Origin of the sequence: Massilia sp. 9096 (genome assembly GCF_000745265.1) — a bacterium.
Lineage (GTDB): Bacteria > Pseudomonadota > Gammaproteobacteria > Burkholderiales > Burkholderiaceae_D > Telluria.
This window is the reverse complement of the sequence record NZ_JQNN01000001.1, coordinates 1,430,584-1,448,959: the sequence shown is the minus strand read 5'-3', so window position 1 is coordinate 1,448,959 and position 18,376 is coordinate 1,430,584. Positions and strand designations below refer to the sequence as shown.

14 protein-coding genes and 1 tRNA gene are annotated in these 18,376 nt (G+C 65.6%); 11 read left to right on the top strand and 4 right to left on the bottom strand.

All coding sequences use genetic code 11. The annotated features are described in order from the left end of the window. The first annotated feature begins 13 nt into the window (after nucleotides 1-13). From FA90_RS26230 to FA90_RS06280, 3 genes are all read left to right on the top strand, one after another. On the top strand, nucleotides 14-214 hold the full coding sequence (locus FA90_RS26230; RefSeq protein ID WP_156116605.1) for a hypothetical protein: 201 nt from the start codon (nucleotides 14-16) through the stop codon (nucleotides 212-214). Next, a complete protein-coding gene (locus tag FA90_RS06285) occupies nucleotides 184-768 on the top strand; it encodes a CynX/NimT family MFS transporter (protein ID WP_051971497.1) in 585 nt (194 codons plus the stop codon). Before FA90_RS26230 ends, FA90_RS06285 begins: the two co-directional genes overlap by 31 nt. 626 nt (nucleotides 769-1,394) lie before the next feature. After that, nucleotides 1,395-4,508, top strand: a complete 3,114-nt coding sequence (locus FA90_RS06280; RefSeq protein WP_036167029.1) for a di-heme oxidoredictase family protein — start codon at nucleotides 1,395-1,397, stop codon at nucleotides 4,506-4,508. 87 nt (nucleotides 4,509-4,595) lie between these two features. Here the strand turns inward: FA90_RS06280 and FA90_RS06275 are convergent, their stop codons facing one another. Next, entirely contained in the window at nucleotides 4,596-4,919 is a 324-nt protein-coding gene (locus FA90_RS06275; RefSeq protein ID WP_036167026.1) for an EthD family reductase, read from the bottom strand. Nucleotides 4,920-5,056: 137 nt separating this feature from the next. Beyond that, the gene (locus FA90_RS24850) at nucleotides 5,057-6,979 is read right to left on the bottom strand and encodes an ATP-binding protein (protein WP_051971495.1); all 1,923 of its coding nucleotides are present in this window, start codon (nucleotides 6,977-6,979) and stop codon (nucleotides 5,057-5,059) included. A gap of 173 nt (nucleotides 6,980-7,152) precedes the next feature. Between FA90_RS24850 and FA90_RS06265 the strand changes: the two genes are divergently transcribed. Continuing rightward, complete coding sequence (locus FA90_RS06265; RefSeq protein ID WP_036167023.1) at nucleotides 7,153-7,527, top strand: hypothetical protein; 375 nt, start codon at nucleotides 7,153-7,155, stop codon at nucleotides 7,525-7,527. A 45-nt stretch (nucleotides 7,528-7,572) separates the two neighbouring features. Here FA90_RS06265 and fdhD read toward each other — a convergent pair whose 3' ends face one another. Beyond that, entirely contained in the window at nucleotides 7,573-8,322 is a 750-nt protein-coding gene (gene fdhD, locus FA90_RS06260) for a formate dehydrogenase accessory sulfurtransferase FdhD (protein ID WP_239700559.1), read from the bottom strand. A 285-nt stretch (nucleotides 8,323-8,607) separates the two neighbouring features. Between fdhD and fdnG the strand changes: the two genes are divergently transcribed. The 7 genes from fdnG (at nucleotide 8,608) to FA90_RS06215 (ending at nucleotide 17,876) form a co-directional block, all read left to right on the top strand. After that, nucleotides 8,608-11,679, top strand: a complete 3,072-nt coding sequence (fdnG, locus tag FA90_RS06250) for a formate dehydrogenase-N subunit alpha (protein ID WP_081933687.1) — start codon at nucleotides 8,608-8,610, stop codon at nucleotides 11,677-11,679. Nucleotides 11,680-11,697: 18 nt separating this feature from the next. Then, nucleotides 11,698-12,618 (top strand): formate dehydrogenase subunit beta, encoded by a 921-nt coding sequence (fdxH, locus tag FA90_RS06245; protein WP_036167011.1) that lies wholly within the window; start codon nucleotides 11,698-11,700, stop codon nucleotides 12,616-12,618. After that, nucleotides 12,608-13,297 carry a formate dehydrogenase subunit gamma gene (locus FA90_RS06240; protein ID WP_081933686.1) on the top strand — a complete coding sequence of 230 codons (690 nt, stop codon included), beginning with the start codon at nucleotides 12,608-12,610 and terminating at the stop codon, nucleotides 13,295-13,297. The genes fdxH and FA90_RS06240 overlap by 11 nt, the downstream gene beginning before the upstream one ends. Nucleotides 13,298-13,373: 76 nt before the next feature. Then, nucleotides 13,374-14,402 (top strand): formate dehydrogenase accessory protein FdhE, encoded by a 1,029-nt coding sequence (gene fdhE / locus FA90_RS06235; protein ID WP_036167008.1) that lies wholly within the window; start codon nucleotides 13,374-13,376, stop codon nucleotides 14,400-14,402. After that, nucleotides 14,399-15,877 carry an L-seryl-tRNA(Sec) selenium transferase gene (gene selA, locus FA90_RS06230; protein ID WP_081933685.1) on the top strand — a complete coding sequence of 493 codons (1,479 nt, stop codon included), beginning with the start codon at nucleotides 14,399-14,401 and terminating at the stop codon, nucleotides 15,875-15,877. Before fdhE ends, selA begins: the two co-directional genes overlap by 4 nt. Then, a complete protein-coding gene (selB, locus tag FA90_RS24845; RefSeq protein WP_051972116.1) occupies nucleotides 15,874-17,805 on the top strand; it encodes a selenocysteine-specific translation elongation factor in 1,932 nt (643 codons plus the stop codon). Before selA ends, selB begins: the two co-directional genes overlap by 4 nt. Beyond that, nucleotides 17,784-17,876, top strand: a tRNA-Sec gene (locus FA90_RS06215). Before selB ends, FA90_RS06215 begins: the two co-directional genes overlap by 22 nt. A 22-nt stretch (nucleotides 17,877-17,898) precedes the next feature. Here the strand turns inward: FA90_RS06215 and FA90_RS06210 are convergent. Next, the gene (locus FA90_RS06210) at nucleotides 17,899-18,357 is read right to left on the bottom strand and encodes a hypothetical protein (protein ID WP_156116604.1); all 459 of its coding nucleotides are present in this window, start codon (nucleotides 18,355-18,357) and stop codon (nucleotides 17,899-17,901) included. Between the last annotated feature and the right edge of the window lie 19 nt (nucleotides 18,358-18,376).

Below are 18,376 nucleotides of genomic sequence, written 5' to 3'. Positions count from 1 at the left end.
CAGGAGAAGCGCCATGTCCGTCCAATCCCATCCTCCCGTCCGTGCGCGCCTGTTGATGGCCCCGGGAATGTTCCCGGTGGTCGGCAAGGTGGCCAACCGCGACGCCGCGCAACGGCCGGCCGTACCGGCGGGCGGCGCAGCCCGGCGCCAGTCGCCGCCGCTTCGGATGCGCAACGTTACGGCATGCCGTTTCGCGACCGGACTGCATGGCTGATCGCCCTCTTCTTCGCCTGCAATAACTTCGTGTTCTACGCCTGCATATCGTGGCTGGCGCCGATGTATGTCGAAGCCGGCTGGACCGCGTCCCATGCCGGCCTGCTGCTGGCCACGTTCACGCTGGCCTTCATGGCGGCCAATCCCGTATTCGGCTTCCTCAGCCGCGACGAAGACCGCCGCCTGCCGCTCGCCCTCGGCGCGACGACGTCCCTGGCAGGCATCCTGGCGATCGTGCTGGCGCACAGGGTATCGCCCTACCTGGCGGTGGCGCTACTGGCGTTTGGCACCGGTGGCTCATTCGCGCTGTCGATGACGCTACCCCTCGACAATACGCGGCATCCCGAAGAGACCAGCGCCTGGAATGGCTTCGTGCTGCTGGTCAGCTACAGCGTGGCCGCTGTCGGACCGCTGGCGGTCGGTCAGTTGCGCGACGCCAGTGGGGGCTTCCGGTCCGCCCTATGGCTGCTGGTGGCGGTGAGTACGCTCATGCTGGCGGCGACGCCGTTCCTGCGGGCGGGTCATCGCAAGAATGCCATCGGGGAGGTGTCATGAGGCCGCTCGAATCGGGCCGGCACCGACGCTTGCTACCACCCTCAACCATCGCCCCGGCCGGCGCCAGCCGGTTCGGGCTTTACAGTGTAGACGTCCAGGCACGGAAAACGCCTGGGCCGGCAGCCCGCTGCCACAGTCGCGTCTGTCGTATCTGCATGCGCTCGCCGCCAGCCGCGTGGCGTGGCGGTTTTCCGTGATGCGTCACGCCAACCCATCGTACAGACGTGTCTTGACACACCGTTATGTTATCGCTATCGTAGCGTCATAGTTTCCTCATGGAAATTGTGTCGTGCGCACGGTGGCGTGCGCCACGAACTCAGCGGTATGTTAGAAAATCCGCGCGGTGACGTCGTCAAGACGCTGCCGCATCCACGCAGGAAAGGCCAGTCAATGCGGACATTCTTTGCATTAATTATATGATGGTTATCATAGACACTACAACTGTTGCATTCTAAATAAGCAAAAAAGCGCCGAAGAGCGTAGTCGACCGGAAAGCGGACCGGAAAAAACCAGTGTTTTCAGACCACCTCAACCAGAAGGGAGAAACCATGCCACAACGGCATCGACTACCAACCTCAGCGGCGTGCGCACGATACGCGCGCGCCCTCCCCGTGTTGCTCGTCGCCATGCTCGCAGCCTGCGGCTCCGGCAGCGACGACCCGGCCACGCGCCAGGCGCGCGTGGCTCACAGCCTGGCCGAAAGCGCGCCCGAAGTCGCGCTGACACCGGTCGGCGCGAACGCCAGCGGCCAGGAACGCGGCGACCTGTCGGCGCAAGCGGCGATCGACCACGATGCCAACACGCGCTGGGGCAGCGGCTTCACGGATGACCAGTGGCTGACGCTGGACTACGGCCAGTCCGTGACCATCAACCACGTCCACATCGTCTGGGAAAACGCACACGCCGACCAGTACCTGCTGCAAGTGTCCGACGACGGCACTCACTGGAACACGATCAAGAGCGTCGACGGCAGCCCAGGGGGTACCGAGGACCTCACCGGTTTGAACGGCCAGGGCCGCTACCTGCGCCTGCAGGGCGTCAAGCGCGCGACGCAATACGGCTATTCGATCTACGAGATCCAGGCCTTTTCCGGCACGCCGGCCGGCAGCGAACCGCAGCAGCCGACGCCGATCCCGGTCGACCCCAGCAAGCCTGGCGTGCAGCTCACTGCGACTGCGGCGGCCTCGAGCATCGAAAGCGACGGCACGGGCGCGGCCAAGGCGGTCGATGGCGACCTCGGCAGCCGCTGGTCGAGCAAGCCCGAAGATGGCGCCTGGATCCAGTTCGACTTCGGCGCCAAGACCCAGGTCGGCTACCTCAAGCTGAACTGGGAAAATGCCTACGGCAAGGAATACGAACTGCAGAGCTCGGACGACGGCAAGACCTGGACCCGGCTGCGTTACGTCAGCGACGGCAAGGGGGGCGTGGAGGAATTCTTCAACCTTGGCGCCAATGCGCGCTATATCCGCCTGCAGGGCATCGCCCGTGCGACCCAGTACGGCTACTCGCTGTACGAGGTGCAATTCAAGACGCCGGGCAGCGACAATACCCTGCCCGTCAGCGCCACCAGTGCGCTCAAGTACCCGGCCGGCGCCAACGGCTGGGCCCCGCTGCCGGCCGCCGCCGAGCCGATCGAGACGCTGCAGTTCACGCTCGCCGACGGCACCCTGGTGACGCGCTTCGGCGCGCGCGCGATGGCGCGTCACGGGCGCGAGCGCGGCGAAGACTGGAACGAAATCGGCTACGGCCCCAACGACACGGTCGATCCGGCCACCGGCCTGCCGCTCGACAAGGGTCCGGGCAACTACCTGACCTTCGTGCCACAGTACTTCCAGAACCGCACCTGGGGCATCGAGATCATCGACAACAGCCACGTCAAGGGCGTGACCGAGCCGACCCTGGTCTACAACCAGTACACCCAGGTCGACTTCCTGCCCGGCCAGGTGGCGTTCTTCCGCGGCTTCGACCGCCCCGGCGTCACCGGCTACGGCTGGATGAACCCGGGCGAACTGGCCGACCGTAGTACCACGATCTGCAAACCGAGCGCCTACCCGGCCGCCGGCCGCCTCGCCGTGGCCAGCGGCATCAACAGCGGCTGTACGCTCACGGTCCGGGCGTACCCGGGCCGCGCCGACCTCGACGCCGACGGCTTCCCGAACGGCAAGGACGTGGCGAGCCGGGCACTGGTCGTCGGCGACGCGATCGAAGTCGCGCCCTCGATGTTTTCCACGCTTGAGGCCATGCAGGCCAAGGGCGACAACGGCAACATCCGCTACTACGGCCCCGAATGGATCTACGTGGTCGGCACCGGCCTGCGGCCCTGGTACGGCGTGCAGCCGCGCCTCAATTCCGTGCCATTGCCGCCGGAAACGCTGTCCGGCGGCCTCGGTTCGGTCTCGTACAACTACTCCGACAATGCGCTGTTCATGTTCCAGCAGCCGCAGAACAACGCCGGCATGCAGAACGTCCAGCGCTTCGTCGAGGGCCGCCGCCTGATCCACGCCAACTTCACCACCGGCGCGCACAACGAGCCGGGCAACGATCCCTATCTGGCGGTGGCCGGGCTGCAGGGCGCCCGCTTCAACCAATCGGCCTGTATCGGTTGCCACGTCAACAACGGACGCAGCCCGGCGCCGAACGCGCTCAACCAGAAGCTCGATGCGATGGCGGTGCGTGTGGCCGCAATCGACGCGTCCGGCACGCAGGTGCCGCATCCGCAATACGGCACCGCAGTGCAGATGAACGGCATGGCCGGCGCCAAGTCGAGCGCCAACTGGGGCACCGCGGTGCGCGTGGGCAGCTTCCAGAGTACGAACGTGCAGCTGGCCGACGGCAGCACGGTGGAGCTGCGCAAGCCGGTGCTCGCGTTCGAAGGCCCGGTCCCGGCGGTGGCCTCGCTGCGTTCGGCCCAGCCGATGATCGGCGCCGGCCTGCTCGAGGCGATTGCCGAGACCGACATCCTGGCAGGCGTGCGCGCCGCGCCGGACGCCGACGGCGTGCGCGGCGTCGCCAACTACGTCTACGATCCGGAAAGCGGTGCGGTGCGCCTGGGCCGCTTCGGCTGGAAGGCGTCGAAGGCCACGCTGCGCCACCAGGCGGCCGAAGCGCTGATGATCGACATGGGCGTGACCTCGCCGGTGTACCCGAACCGCGCCTGCATCTACGGTCCCGGCGCCTGCGCCTCCAACGGCTCCCAGGCCGGCATCAGCGAAGCCGACCTGCAGAAGATCTCGAACTACCTGGCCCTGGTCGCGGTCCCGGCCCAGCGCAGCCTGGCCTCGGGCTTTCCGAAAGGCGTGTCGCCGCTGGATGAGCACCGGGTCGATCCGAACCAGGTCGCGGCCGGCGCCAAGCTGTTTGCGGGCATGCGCTGCACGGCATGCCACACAGCCGAGATGAAGACAGGCTCCGGCCACCTGTTCGCCGAACTGCGCAACCAGACCATCCATCCGTACAGCGACCTGCTGTTGCACGACATGGGTGACGGCCTGGCCGACAAGTTCGCCGAAGGCCAGGCCAAGGGCAATATGTGGCGCACGTCGCCGCTGTGGGGCCTCGGCTACACGGCCAAGGTGATGGGCAACGGCGCCAGCGTCGGCTATCTGCACGACGGCCGCGCACGCAACCTGGTGGAAGCGATCCTGTGGCACGGCGGCGAAGGCACGGCGGCGCGCGACCGCTTCGCCAAGCTGGCGGCGACGGACCGGGCGGCGCTGCTGGCGTTCCTGAACTCGCTGTAAGCCATCGTCATGCGGCCGCTCCTCTACCGGCGCGGCCGCATACGCCATTTACGAGCTGCCCGTTCCTCCCGGGCGCACCGCGGTCGATCAGCCCTCGTGCCCGACCAATACCTCGCTGAACTGCATGACCGGCTTCTGGTTGGTGAAATGCTGGATGTCGTCCATGATTTCCTTGGTATGCGGACCGAAACCGGCCTGGAACGTCTCTTGCGACTCGCAAAACAGGTGGCCCATGGCGATGTACGGGGCGTTCGGGTCGGACTTGCCGGCGGCGAGCGCACGGTCCACCGTATAGTAGAGCAGCGCATCGCCCATGCGTTCTTTCACCAGCGGCATGTGCCGCTCGCAGTAATACGCGTCGTCGAAACGGGATTCGGGGCCGTTCGGGTACATCACGCTCACTTTGATCATCGTTTGCCTCTCGTTGCGGTTGACTTCGGGGAGCTCATCCTGCGCCCGGCGGCCCGGCTTTGCAAGCGGCGCGCCGATACGGGTGCGTTGGGACTGCGCCGGCCTCGCGCCGTATACTGCAGGCTTACATCAAACGATTATTGCAGTGGCAAGCGAATGGTGACGGTCGCTCCCTTGCCGATGCCTTCGCTCGCGGCATGCACCGTACCGCCGTGTAAGCTGACCATTTGCTTGACCAGGTGCAGGCCGATCCCCAGTCCTGCGCCGGAACGCGTTTCCCCGACGCCGGCTTGAACATACAGGTCGAAGATTGAATCGAGGTCATCAGGAGCAAGTCCGACGCCGCTGTCGCTCACGCTCATGCATGCACTTCCGTTAGCCGTGACCTCGAGCGCCACACGGATGTCGCCGCCCGGCGGGGTAAACTTGCATGCGTTCGATATGAGGTTGACGAGACACTGCGTGAGCCTTGTGCCGTCGCCGCTCATGATGACATCATGAGGCGGCAATACGGTGTCGAGGCGATGTTTTCCATGCGCAATCTTTGAAGTGCACATATCGATGGCGCCGAATACGACATCGTTGAGGGACAACTTTCCCAACCTGAGTTCGAATTCCCCGGATTCGATTCGACGCATGTCATAGACGTCGTCGACCAGACGAGTCATATGGGCAATTTGCCGCCCCATGATGTCACCGATCTTTTGATATGACGTGCTGGCCAGTGGTTTTTGCAAGAGTTGCAATCCCCCTGCGACTGGGCTGATGCAATTACGCAATTCATGCGCGAGTGCATATAGAAAGGCCGATTTTCGTTCGTCTGCGGCACGCCATTCGGGAACGCTCAGCAGCAGCGCCTTGTCGTCGCCGATCTGCTCCGACATGTCGATGACGGTACCGCGTAGTGTTCGCCCATCCTGTTTCGGACCGGTTACGCGACCGGTACAGTGGATCCATGCATATCGTTCAGGCGGGTCGCGCACCAGTCGCCCCGTAAACGCGAAGATCTCCGTCGGGTTCTCGATGACGTTCGAGCACGCCTTCATGAAGCCTTCGACGTCCTCCACATGCATGCGCTGCCTCAGAAAATCGTGGGCCTGCAGCGTGCCGGATGCATCAGGATCGATTCCAAAGATCGCGCGGGCGCGCTGGTTCTGAAGCTCGAATCCATCCGAGTCCGTGTTCCATTCCCAGAGGCCAATTCGGGCCAGGTCGAGTGCGGATTCATACTGCTGTGCCTGCGCCTGGAGCGCAGCGAGCAGGTGATGCCTTTCCGTACAGTCCTGGGCCGTACCGTGCAGACCGACAACTGTTCCTTTGCTATCGCGCTCGACGTCACCACGCGCCTCCATCCATCCCGACGTTCCATCGCCACGCAGGTACTGGAGCTCTATTGCGTACGGTTCGCCGCGCGTGACGGCGGCATCGACAACGGCTTGCAGCCGAGCCCAGCTCTCAGAGGTGTACAACCTGGCGTGCTCGGAAAAACTTGGCGGAAGCAAGGCCGGGTTCAATCCGAACAGCCGATACAGGCCCGCCGACCAAGTCGTGATGTCGGCAGCGATTTCCCACTCCCAGCTGCCCATCCGGCCGAGTGCTTGCGCGACCTCGAGTGCCGCCTCTTTCCTGTCCAGCTCGAGAAGCCTGCGCTGCTTCAGCGCAATTTCCGCCTGCAACGCTGCTTCGAGAGATCGGGTGTCATCGACACCCGTGACTTCGACAACGAATCCGTGTACCTCGCCATCCACGATGTCGGGGTCGAAGCGCAAGAGGCAAACGCGTTCGCGTGGGTCGTCGAACCCGGACAGACGCCGTTCGAACACCTGGGGGTTTCCAGCCAGTGCAGCCCGGGCGTGTGACTCATCCAATGCGAAGAGTTCAGGACCCAGGAGCGCCTCGAGTGTACTGCCGATCACTTGCTCCGCTTCCTTGCCGAACCACGCCAGACTTGCACGGTTCGCGTAGCGGCAACGAAGGTCGCGGTCCCAGTACGCGATCATCGACTTGATCCGGTCAAGCGCACGTACCGCGAAGTAGGTCTCGAAACTCAGAAAAGGCATCTGACTACCGTTTTGTATTTACATGTTTTGATATATGTTAACTCGAAAATAGAACAAGGGGTATTTTTCTGCCAAGTGTCCGGTCCGCGCCTGGGCGGAGATTGCTGGCAGAAAGACTGGCCGAAGTATGAACGCTTGCCATATCGTGATGCGTCACGAATAATGACCCATCCATGACCTTCACGAACCCGCCGATGAAACACCCGGAAGACCAGCGCACGATCGAACTCCCGCTCCAGCCAGACGCCGAGAAACGCCGTCGCGGCCGTCCACCGAAGGATGATGCGATGAGCGACGCGGAACGGGCGCGCCGCTACCGGGCGCGCCAGAAGATGATGCCGAAGGACGAGTGGAATTACGAACAGGTCACTGGCGTGACCCGCGCCGAGATCGAGCGCCTGACCGGCAACGTCGCAGCCCGGCCTCAAGCGGAAGCTGAGTTGGTGGCGCAATGGGCCTATGGAATGTTCTTACTCTGGGACCGCGTGACGGCCCAGTGCCAGCGCCCGGACGACCGCAGCGCGCTGCTGGCGCTGGTGACCGCGTGACGCTCAGCCGAGCCGCTCGCGACACCGCCAGACGCTGAGCAGCGATTAATCCAGTGACAGCTGCGCCGGGTGCGTGTAGCAGACGAAATCGGCCCCGCGCGCAAACGCCAGCAGCGTCATCCCGGCGGCATCGGCCAGCTCGACCGCCGCCAGCGTCGGCGCCGACATGCCGACCAGCGCCGAGGCGCCGGCCACCGCCGCCTTTTGCGCCATCTCGAAGCTGACCCGGCTGGTGATCAGGAAAAAGCCGGTCTTCGGATCGGCATCAAGCCGGCGCATCGCCCCGATCACCTTGTCGAGCGCATTGTGACGGCCGACGTCCTCGCGCACGATCAGCAGCCTGCCATCCATGTCGCACCAGGCCGCGGCATGGGCGGCCCCGGTCAGGCGGGTCAGTTTCTGCTCCGCGCCGATGGCGCCCAGGGCAGCGCGCACCCCGGCGGCATGAAAGCCCTGCGCCGGCGCCAGCCTGGACAGCGGCTGGCACACCTGCTGCAGGCTGTCGACGCCGCAGAGGCCGCAGCCGGTCCGTCCGGCCAGCGTGCGCCGCCGTTCCTTGAGCGCCATGAAAGCGCCGCTGGCGATCTCCAGCTGCACCGAAATTCCCCCGGGCCCGTTCTCGACCTCGATGCCGTAGCACTCGGCCGGACTTGCGATCAGGCCTTCGCTGAGCGAAAAGCCGAGCGCGAAGTCTTCCAGGTCGGCCGGGGTCGCCATCATCACCGCGTGCGAGATCCCGTTATAGACCAGCGCAACCGCCGCTTCGTCGACGACCATATCGTCGATTTCGGACAAATTTCCCTGGCGCATGCGCAAGACATGACGCAATCGCGCTGGCGCAGGCAGCGAAGATTCTTCTTGGGAATCAAGATTGTTGCGTGGAAACGTCGATGAGTTCATCAATTTCGAATGCTCAGGGGTGGGAATATGCTGCAAAGAGCATGTTATAAGGAAATTGTCTGTGGATTCTACGTAATTTCGACAAAGATCCCGGGTCAGAGCCCATTTTAGCACTCAATTATTTCGCCGCCGAATGGTACACTCCGAGGGCAATAATTTCCCCTGAGAAGGATTATTTACATGAACCAAATGTCAAGGCGTCAGTTCCTGAGGGTAACTGGCGCAACCATCGCGGGCTCGAGCCTTGCGGTGCTCGGCTTTGCTCCGGCGACGGCAATGGCCGAAGTCCGGCAGTACAAGCTGGCCCGTACGACCGAGACGCGCAACACCTGCCCGTACTGCTCGGTCGGCTGCGGCATCCTGATGTATGGCCTGGGTGACGGCGCCAAGAACGCGGCCGCCTCGATCATCCACATCGAAGGCGACCCGGACCATCCGGTCAACCGCGGCACGCTGTGCCCGAAAGGCGCTTCGCTGGTCGACTTCATCCACAGCCCGAACCGCCTGCTGGAACCGCAATACCGCGCCCCGGGCGCGTCGGAGTGGACCCCGATCAGCTGGGACAAGGCGCTGGATCGCATCGCCACCCTGATGAAGCAGGACCGCGACGCCAACTTCATCGAGAAAAGCGCTGACGGCAAGACCGTCAACCGCTGGCTGACCACCGGCATGCTGGCCGCGTCGGCCGGCAGCAACGAAGTCGGCTACCTGACCCACAAGGTGATCCGCCCGCTGGGCATGCTCGCATTCGACAACCAAGCTCGTGTCTGACACGGCCCGACGGTGGCAGGTCTTGCCCCGACGTTTGGCCGTGGCGCGATGACGAACCATTGGGTCGACATCCGTAATGCCGATGTAGTTTTAGTAATGGGCGGTAATGCCGCCGAAGCACACCCGTGCGGATTCAAATGGGTGACCGAAGCCAAGGCCCATCGCAAGGCCAAGCTGGTGGTCGTCGATCCGCGCTTTACCCGTACCGCGTCCGTCGCCGACTATTACGTCCCGACGCGTACCGGCACGGACATCGTATTCCTGGGCGCGATCGTCAACTACCTGATGACGAACGACAAGATTCAGCACGAGTATGTCCAGAACTACACGGACATGTCCTTCATCGTGCGCGAGGATTTCGCCTTCAACGACGGTATCTTCTCCGGCTACGACGAGAAAGCCGGCAAGTACACCGACAAGACCAGCTGGAACTACGAGATCGGCGACGACGGTTTCGCCAAGGTCGACCCGACGCTGCAGCACCCGCGTTGCGTCTACCAGCTGATGAAGGCGCACTACAGCCGCTACACCCCGGAAATGGTGGAGCGTATCTGCGGCGTGCCGGCCGACAAGTTCCACAAGGTTGCCGAGACCCTGGCCTCGACCGCCGTGCCGGGCCGCGCCGCCACCATCCTGTACGCGCTCGGCTGGACCCACCACTCGACCGGCGCCCAGACCATCCGCCTCGGTGCGATGGTGCAGCTGCTGCTGGGTAACATCGGTATCGCCGGCGGCGGCATGAACGCGCTGCGCGGCCACTCGAACATCCAGGGCCTGACCGACCTCGGCCTGATGTCGAACCTGCTGCCGGGCTACATGACGCTGCCGTTCGAAGCCGAACAGGACTTCGACAAGTTCATCGAGGCGCGCGCCAGCAAACCGCTGCGTCCGAACCAGCTCAGCTACTGGCAGAACTACAAGAAGTTCCACGTCTCCTTCATGAAGACCTGGTGGGGCGACGCCGCCACCAAGGAAAACAACTTCGCCTTCGACTACCTGCCGAAGCTGGACAAGCCGTACGACCTGCTGCAGGCGATCGAGCTGATGAACCAGGGCAAAATGAACGGTTACATCTGCCAGGGCTTCAACGTGCTGGCATCGGCCCCGAACAAGGCCAAGGTGCTGGCCGGCCTGTCGAAGCTGAAGTTCCTGGTCATCATGGACCCGCTGCAGATCGAGACCGGCGAATTCTGGAAATCGTTCGGCGAGTTCAACGACGTCGACTCGAGCAAGATCCAGACCGAAGTGTTCCGCCTGCCGACCACCGTGTTCGCCGAAGAGCGCGGCTCGCTCGTGTCGTCCTCGCGCGTGCTGCAGTGGCACTGGCAAGGCGCCGAGCCGCCGGGCCAGGCGCGCTCCGACCTGGAAATCATGTCGGGCCTGTTCCTGCGCATCAAGGCGATGTACCAGAAGGACGGCGGCAAGTTCCCGGATCCGATCCTGAACCTGACCTGGCCGTACGCCAAGCCGTTCAGCCCGCAGCCGGAAGAACTGGCGATGGAGTACAACGGCAAGGCACTGGCCGACGTGACGGACCCGAAGGATCCGACCAAGGTGCTGGTGAAAAAAGGCGAGCAATTGCCGAGCTTCGCCATGCTGCGCGACGACGGCAGCACCACCTCGGGCTGCTGGATCTTCGCGGGTTCCTGGACCCAGGCCGGTAACCAGATGGGCCGCCGCGACAACAGCGACCCGACCGGCATCGGCAACACGCTGAACTGGGCCTGGGCCTGGCCGGCGAACCGCCGCGTGCTGTACAACCGTGCTTCGGCCGACACTAAGGGCAAACCGTTCGACCCGACCCGCAAGCTGGTCAGCTGGAACGGCACGACCTGGAGCGGCGCCGACGTCCCGGACTTCAAGATCGACGAAGATCCGGCCAACGGCATGAACCCCTTCATCATGAACGCCGAAGGCGTGGCGCGTTTCTTCGCCCGCGGCCAGATGAACGAAGGTCCGTTCCCCGAGCACTACGAGCCGTTCGAAAACCCGGTCGGCAAGAACCTGATGCACCCGAACAACCCGAAAGCGACCAGCAACCCTGGCGCGCGCGTGTTCCCGGGCGACCGTGCGCAGTTCGGCACGCATGACGAGTTCCCGGTGGTGGCGACGACCTACCGCCTGACCGAGCACTTCCACTTCTGGACCAAGCATGCCCGCCTGAACGCGATCATCCAGCCGGAACAGTTCGTGGAAATCGGCGAAGGCCTGGCCAAGCAGATCGGCGTCTCGAGCGGCGAAACCGTGCGCGTGAGCTCCAAGCGCGGCCACATCGTGTCGAAAGTGATCGTGACCAAGCGTATCCGTACGCTCAAGATCGACGGCAAGGACACCCATACCATCGGCATCCCGCTGCACTTCGGCTTCAAGGGTCTGACCAAACCGGGTTACCTCACCAACACGCTGACGCCTTCCGTGGGCGACGGCAACTCGCAGACGCCGGAATTCAAGTCTTTCCTGGTGAAAGTCGAGAAAGCCTAAGGATCCGGAGAAAAGTTTATGTCATTACAATCTTTGGACATCAAGCGCGTCTCGGCGACGACCACGCCGCCGCCGACCGCACGCAATCCGGTGACCGGTTCGGTCGCCAAGCTGATCGACGTCTCGAAGTGCATCGGCTGCAAGGCTTGCCAGACCGCCTGCATGGAGTGGAACGATCTGCGCGACGAAGTCGGCGTCAACTCGGGCATCTACGACAACCCGACCGACCTGACGTCGCAGTCGTGGACCGTGATGCGCTTCTCGGAAGTGGAAACCGGCGACGGCAACCTCGAGTGGCTGATCCGCAAGGATGGCTGCATGCACTGCGAAGAGCCGGGCTGCCTCAAGGCGTGCCCGTCGCCCGGCGCGATCGTGCAGTACAACAACGGCATCGTCGACTTCCATGAAGAGAACTGCATCGGTTGCGGCTATTGCGTGACCGGCTGCCCGTTCAACGTGCCGCGCATCAGCAAGAAGGACAACCGTGCCTACAAGTGCACGCTGTGTTCGGACCGCGTCGCCGTGGGCCAGGAACCGGCTTGCGTCAAGACCTGCCCGACCGGCGCCATCATGTTCGGCACCAAGGAAGACATGAAGGCGCACGCTTCCGAGCGGATCGAAGACCTGAAGGAACGCGGCTTCGAGAACGCCGGCCTGTACGACCCGGCCGGTGTCGGCGGCACGCACGTGATGTACGTGCTGCACCACGCCGACCAGCCCGCGCTGTACCACGGCCTGCCCAAGAACCCGAGCATCAGCCCGATGGTCGGCCTGTGGAAAGGCGTCACCAAGCCGCTGGCCCTGCTGGGCATCGCGGCGGCGGCGGTGGCCGGCTTCTTCCACTACACCCGTGTCGGTCCGAACGAGGTCAGCAAGGAAGAAGAGCACGAGGCGCTGGAACAGGCCCGCGAGCTGAAAGGGGAAAAGCATGAAGCGTGATCAAGACGGTAACCCGATTCGCCTGCGTCGCGACAAGGATGGCAACCCGACCATCCAGCGCTACACGTCGAACGAGCGCACCAACCACTGGATCACGGCGATCGCCTTCGTCCTGCTGGCGCTGTCCGGCCTGGCCCTGTTCCACCCGGCCATGTCGTGGCTGTACGCGCTGCTCGGCGGCGGCCAGTGGACGCGCATCCTGCACCCGTTCATCGGTGTGGTGATGTTCGTGTCGTTCCTGATCCTGGCGCTGCGCATGCGTGCGCACAACCGCTTCGAGCCGGGCGACACCCAGTGGCTCAAGCAGATCGACGACGTGCTGGCCAACCGCGAAGACAAGCTCCCGAAAGTCGGCAAGTACAACGCCGGCCAGAAGCTGCTGTTCTTCACGCTGGTCGTGTGCATGGTTGTCCTGCTGCTGTCGGGCATCGTGATCTGGCGCCAGTTCTTCTCGGCCTACTTCCCGATCGGCCTGATCCGCTTCTCGGCGCTGCTGCACGCGTTCTTCGCGTTCGTGATCATCGTATCCGTCATCGTGCACATCTATGCCGGCTACTGGATCAAGGGCTCGATCGGCGCGATGACGCGCGGTTTCGTCAGCTACGGCTGGGCGCGCAAGCACCATCCGCGCTGGTTCGAAGAAGTCATGCGCAAAAGTGAACGCGGCAGCCGCCACTGACACGGTTTGACGCTTTGATCTAAAATAGGCCGGGCTCGCCGATGCGCGACCCGGCCTTTGTTATTCTGGTGATATTTTGGTACAACGACTGCTCCAACCCGGCGAGATCGAAGCACTCGATCACACCGCCATCCCGCGCCTGCTGCTGCCCGCCCCGACCACCCTGTTCCAGGCCAGGGCCGCACGCCTGCGCCAGCTCGCCGCGGGCGACGTGCCCGGCATCCCGGTGGAAGACGCGCTGCGCGGTTACCTGACCCTGATGGCCTGCGTGGCCGATGCCCAGCACGCCATCGTCGCCAAGCTGGGCGGAACCGGCGTGCCGCTGCCGCCGCACGAGGCCCTGAAGACCGCGCACGACCACAACATGCCGCCGCTGCCGGCGACCGGCGCGCGTCCCGCCGTATGGCTGGGCGTGTTCGCCAGCCTGCTGGATGCTCTGGGCAATGCCAAGGACGCGCCGCCGCAACTGTCGATGGCGCTGCACAGCCTGCGCACGACCCCGGCGGCCGAACTGGAAGGCATCGCCGACGCCATCCTGGGCGACTTCGCGGACGGCGCCGACCCGCTGCGCGCCCCCTTCGTGGCCGCCGCGCTGCAAGTGACCTGGAGCCTGATGGCGTCGCAACTGGACAAAGCCTGGGCCCAGCCGCTGGTAACCGGCACCCTGTGCCCGGTGTGCGGCTCGCACCCGGTGGCCAGCGTCGTGCGCATCGGCGGCCAGTCGCAGGGCTATCGCTACCTGCACTGCGCCACCTGCGAGTCCGAATGGCATATGGTGCGCGTGAAATGCAGCTGCTGCGAAGGCAACGGCAAGATCGCCTACCAGGGCCTGGTCGGCCGGGACGCCGATCCGGTCGAAGAGAACAAGGCCGCGGCCAAGGATGGCAAGACGCTGTCCAAGGCGAACGACCCGACCAAGGTGGCGCGCGCCGAGACCTGCGACGATTGCCACACCTACCGCAAGATCTTCAACCAGGAGCACGACTTCCACGTCGAGCCGATGGCCGACGACCTGGCCAGCATGCTGCTCGACGTGCTGGTCTCGGAAGCGGGTTATGCGCGCGCCAGCGGCAACCCGCTGCTGTGGCTGAAGGACCCGGCATGAGCGGCGGCGCGCAGTCCGCTTCGACACAGTCGGCTTCGGCGCAGTCCCAGTCGATGATGCCGCGCCTGCCGGCGGTGCACCTGCTGGTCGACGATCCGGCCTGCGCGCCGCTCATCGCCCAGTACGGCCGCGAGCAGACCGTCGACGCCCTGCGCGCCCTGCTGGCCGGCCTGCGCACGCGCGCACGGGCGGGCGCCGAGGGCGGATTCGACCCCGAAGCCGAGTGCGCGCCCGCGGCCATCCTGGCAGCGCTGGGCGAGCGCCTGCGCGCTGCCAACACCTCGAAACTGCGCGCCGTGTTCAACCTGACCGGCACCGTCCTGCACACCAACCTCGGACGCGCGCTGCTGCCCGACGAGGCGGTGCAGGCGGTGGTCGAAGCGCTGCGCTGGCCGATGAACCTGGAATGGGACATCGACACCGGCACCCGCGGCGACCGCGACAACCTGGTCGAAGAACAGCTGCGCGCCCTGACCGGCGCCGAAGCCGTCACCATCGTCAACAACAACGCCGCCGCGGTGCTCTTGATGCTCAATTCGCTGGCCCAGGGCCGCGAAGTGATCGTCTCGCGCGGCGAGCTGGTCGAGATCGGCGGCGCCTTCCGTATCCCGGACATCATGACCCGCGCGGGCGCGATCCTGCGCGAGGTCGGCACCACCAACCGCACCCACCTGAAGGACTTCGCCGAGCATGCTGGCCCGAACACGGCGCTGATGCTCAAGGTCCACGCCAGCAATTACGCGATCACCGGCTTCACCAAGGAAGTCAGCGTGGCCGAACTCGTGCCGCTGGCGCGCGAACGCGGCATCCCGATCGCCGTCGACCTGGGCAGCGGCACGCTGGTCGACCTCGAACGCTACGGCCTGCCGCACGAGACCACGGTCAAGGAAACCATTGCCGCCGGCGCGGATCTGGTCACTTTCAGCGGCGACAAGCTGCTGGGCGGGCCGCAGTGCGGCGTGATCGCCGGGCGCAAGGACCTGATCGCCGCGATCAAGAAGAACCCGCTCAAGCGCGCGCTGCGCGTGTCGAAGCTGACACTGGCCGCGCTCGAGCCGGTGCTGAATTTGTACCGCGCACCGGACCTGCTGCCGCAGCGCCTGACCACGTTGCGCCTGTTGACGCGCCCGGCCCAAGCGATGCAGGCGCTGGCGGAGACCCTGCTGGTCCCGATGCAGGCGGCGCTCGGCCCCGATTACAAGGTCAAGGCCGAGCCGATGCAGAGCCAGATCGGCAGCGGCGCCCTGCCGGTGGACCGCCTGCCCAGCTATGGCCTGGCGATCCGCGCCGTGGCCGGCCCGGACGGCAAGCCGATGCGCGGCAATCCGCTCGGCGTGCTGGAGCGCCGCCTGCGCGCCCTGCCGCGCCCGGTGATCGGCCGCATTGGCGACGACACGCTGTGGCTCGACCTGCGCTGCCTGGAAGAGCCGCAGCGCGACAGCTTCATCCAGCAACTCAAGTCCATGAACGCATGATCGTCGGCACCGCAGGCCACATCGACCACGGCAAGACCACGCTGACGCGCGCCCTGACCGGGGTCGACACCGACCGCCTGAAGGAAGAAAAAGCGCGCGGCATCTCGATCGAGCTGGGTTATGCCTACCTGCCGCTCGCCGGCGGCGGCACGCTCGGCATCATCGACGTGCCGGGCCACGAAAAATTCATCCGCACCATGGCCTCGGGCGTGAGCGGCATCGACCTGGCCTTGCTGGTGGTCGCCGCCGACGACGGCGTGATGCCGCAGACGCGCGAGCACCTGGCCATCCTCGAGCTGCTGGGTGTACGGCGCGGCGCGGTGGCGCTGACCAAGTGCGACCGCGTCGACGCGGCCCGCATCGGCGAGGTGCAAGCGCAGGTGCAGGCCCTGCTGGCCGGGACGCCGCTGCAGGACGCGCCGGTGTTCCACACCCGCGCCACCGAACCGGGCGATCCCGGCGTGGCGGCACTGCTCTCTTATATGAGTGAACTCGAGTCGGAGCTGCCCGCGCGCGCCGACCAGCGCCTGTTCCGGCTCGGGGTGGACCGCGTGTTCACGCTGTCCGGCCAGGGCACGGTGGTGACCGGGACGGCGCTGGCCGGACGCGTCGCGGTCGGCGACAGCGTCGTCGTCGCCCCGGGCAATCGCACCGCGCGCGTGCGCGCGATCCACGCCCAGAACCGCGCGGCCGAGAGCGGCCATGCCGGCCAGCGCCTGGCGCTGAACCTGGCCGGCGTCTCGAAAGACGAGATCGAGCGCGGCGACTGGGTGGTGGCCCCGGGCATGGCGGCCAGCTCGGAACGGATCGATGCCGACCTGACGCTGCTGCCGGACGCAGCGCCCTTGAAAGCCTGGACGCTAGTGCATGTACTGCTCGGCGCAGCGCACCGGGTCGCGCACCTGGTGCCGCTGCTCGACGATCTCGTGCAGCCGAACACGAACGCGCGCGTGCAGCTGGTGTTCGAGCAGCCGCTGCACGCGGTGCCGGGCGACCGCTTCGTGCTGCGCAACGCCCAGGCCACGCACACCATCGGCGGCGGCGTCGTGCTCGATCCGTTCGGCGCCGCGCGCAGGCGCCGCAGTCCGGCGCGCCTGGCCTGGCTCGATGCGCTGGCGCGCTTCAACGAGGATGGCGATGCCGGCGCCCTGCTGGCGGCCAGCCCCGGCGGCATCGCCGCCTCGGAACTGACGCGCCTGACCCAGCGCCCGGCCGATGCGCTGGCGCTGCCGGCCGACACGCTGCGCCTTTCCCTGAGCGGTGGCGACGAACTGCTGCTGGCCCCCGCGATGCTGGCGCCGCTGGAACAGCGCTTGCTCGACGCCCTGGGCGCCTTCCACACGCGCCACGCCGACGACGCCGGTCCCGAGACCTGGCGCCTGAAACGCATCGCCGCGCCCGAGCTGGCCGATGCGCTGTGGAGCGGCGTGGTGGCGCGCCTGCTGGAGAGCAAGCGCATCGCGCGCACCGGGCGCAGCCTGCATTTGCCGGAACACAGCGTCTCCTTGAGCGAAAACGAACAGGCGCTGGCCGCACGGCTGCTGCCGGCGCTGCTGGCCGGCCGCTACGATCCGCCCTGGGTGCGCGACCTGGCGAAACGCTTCAACCTGCCCGAGGACGGGGTGCGCGCGCTGTTGCGCAAACTGGCGCGCGCCGGCCAGTTGAGCCAGGTGGTGCCGGACCTGTTCTACCACCCGGCGCCGCTGGCGGAAATGGCGCGCATCGTCGCCGGACTGCCGGACGCCCAGGCCGCGAGCTTTCGCGACGCGACCGGCCTGGGCCGCAAGCGGGCGATCCAGCTTCTGGAGTTTTTCGACCGCGTCGGCTATACTCGCCGCGTCCGCAACAGCCATATGTTGCGTCCGCAGGCCAGCTGGGCATCGCCTGATGCCGCTGCCGAACCCGAGGAAGGCATTCTCATCCGGTGATGGGGCCGGGCTTCAAACCCGGTGGGGGGCGTTAGCCGCTCTCCTGTAAGTTCGACTCTTTCTGCCTTCCGCCCTCCCCAACCCATTCCTGCGTTACTTCTTGCTCGGCGTCGTGTCGAAGGCGTGCGCGGCCGACTTGTTGGGTTCGCTTGCAGAAGGATCGGCCTGCATCGTCGCTTCGGCGCCGCCCTTGCTGGCGCCGTCCAGCGCCACCGAAGCGGTCGCGCTTTGCGAACCATCCTTCGACGCGGAGGCGTTGCCGGGACGAACCTGCGGGCCCTTGCTGGCGTGGCGCTGCGTCCTGGCGCCGGACTTGTTGGCGGCCTTGTTGGCGGCCGCATCCTTGACACCCTTGTTCGGGTGGTTCGAATCCTGCTGGTCCGCGGTGGCGCTCAAGCCCGGGGTCGCGTCGGTCGCGGCCTTGCTGTCGGCCTGCACGTTCGGCGGGTTCGAGTAGTTGACCACCGAGTGGCTCTGGGCCTGCGCCAGGCCGGCGGCGAACAGGCCGCTCGCCAGCAGTGCGGCGGCCGTCATTTTGCGTGAATGTGTCATCGTGTTTCTCCTGCTGTCG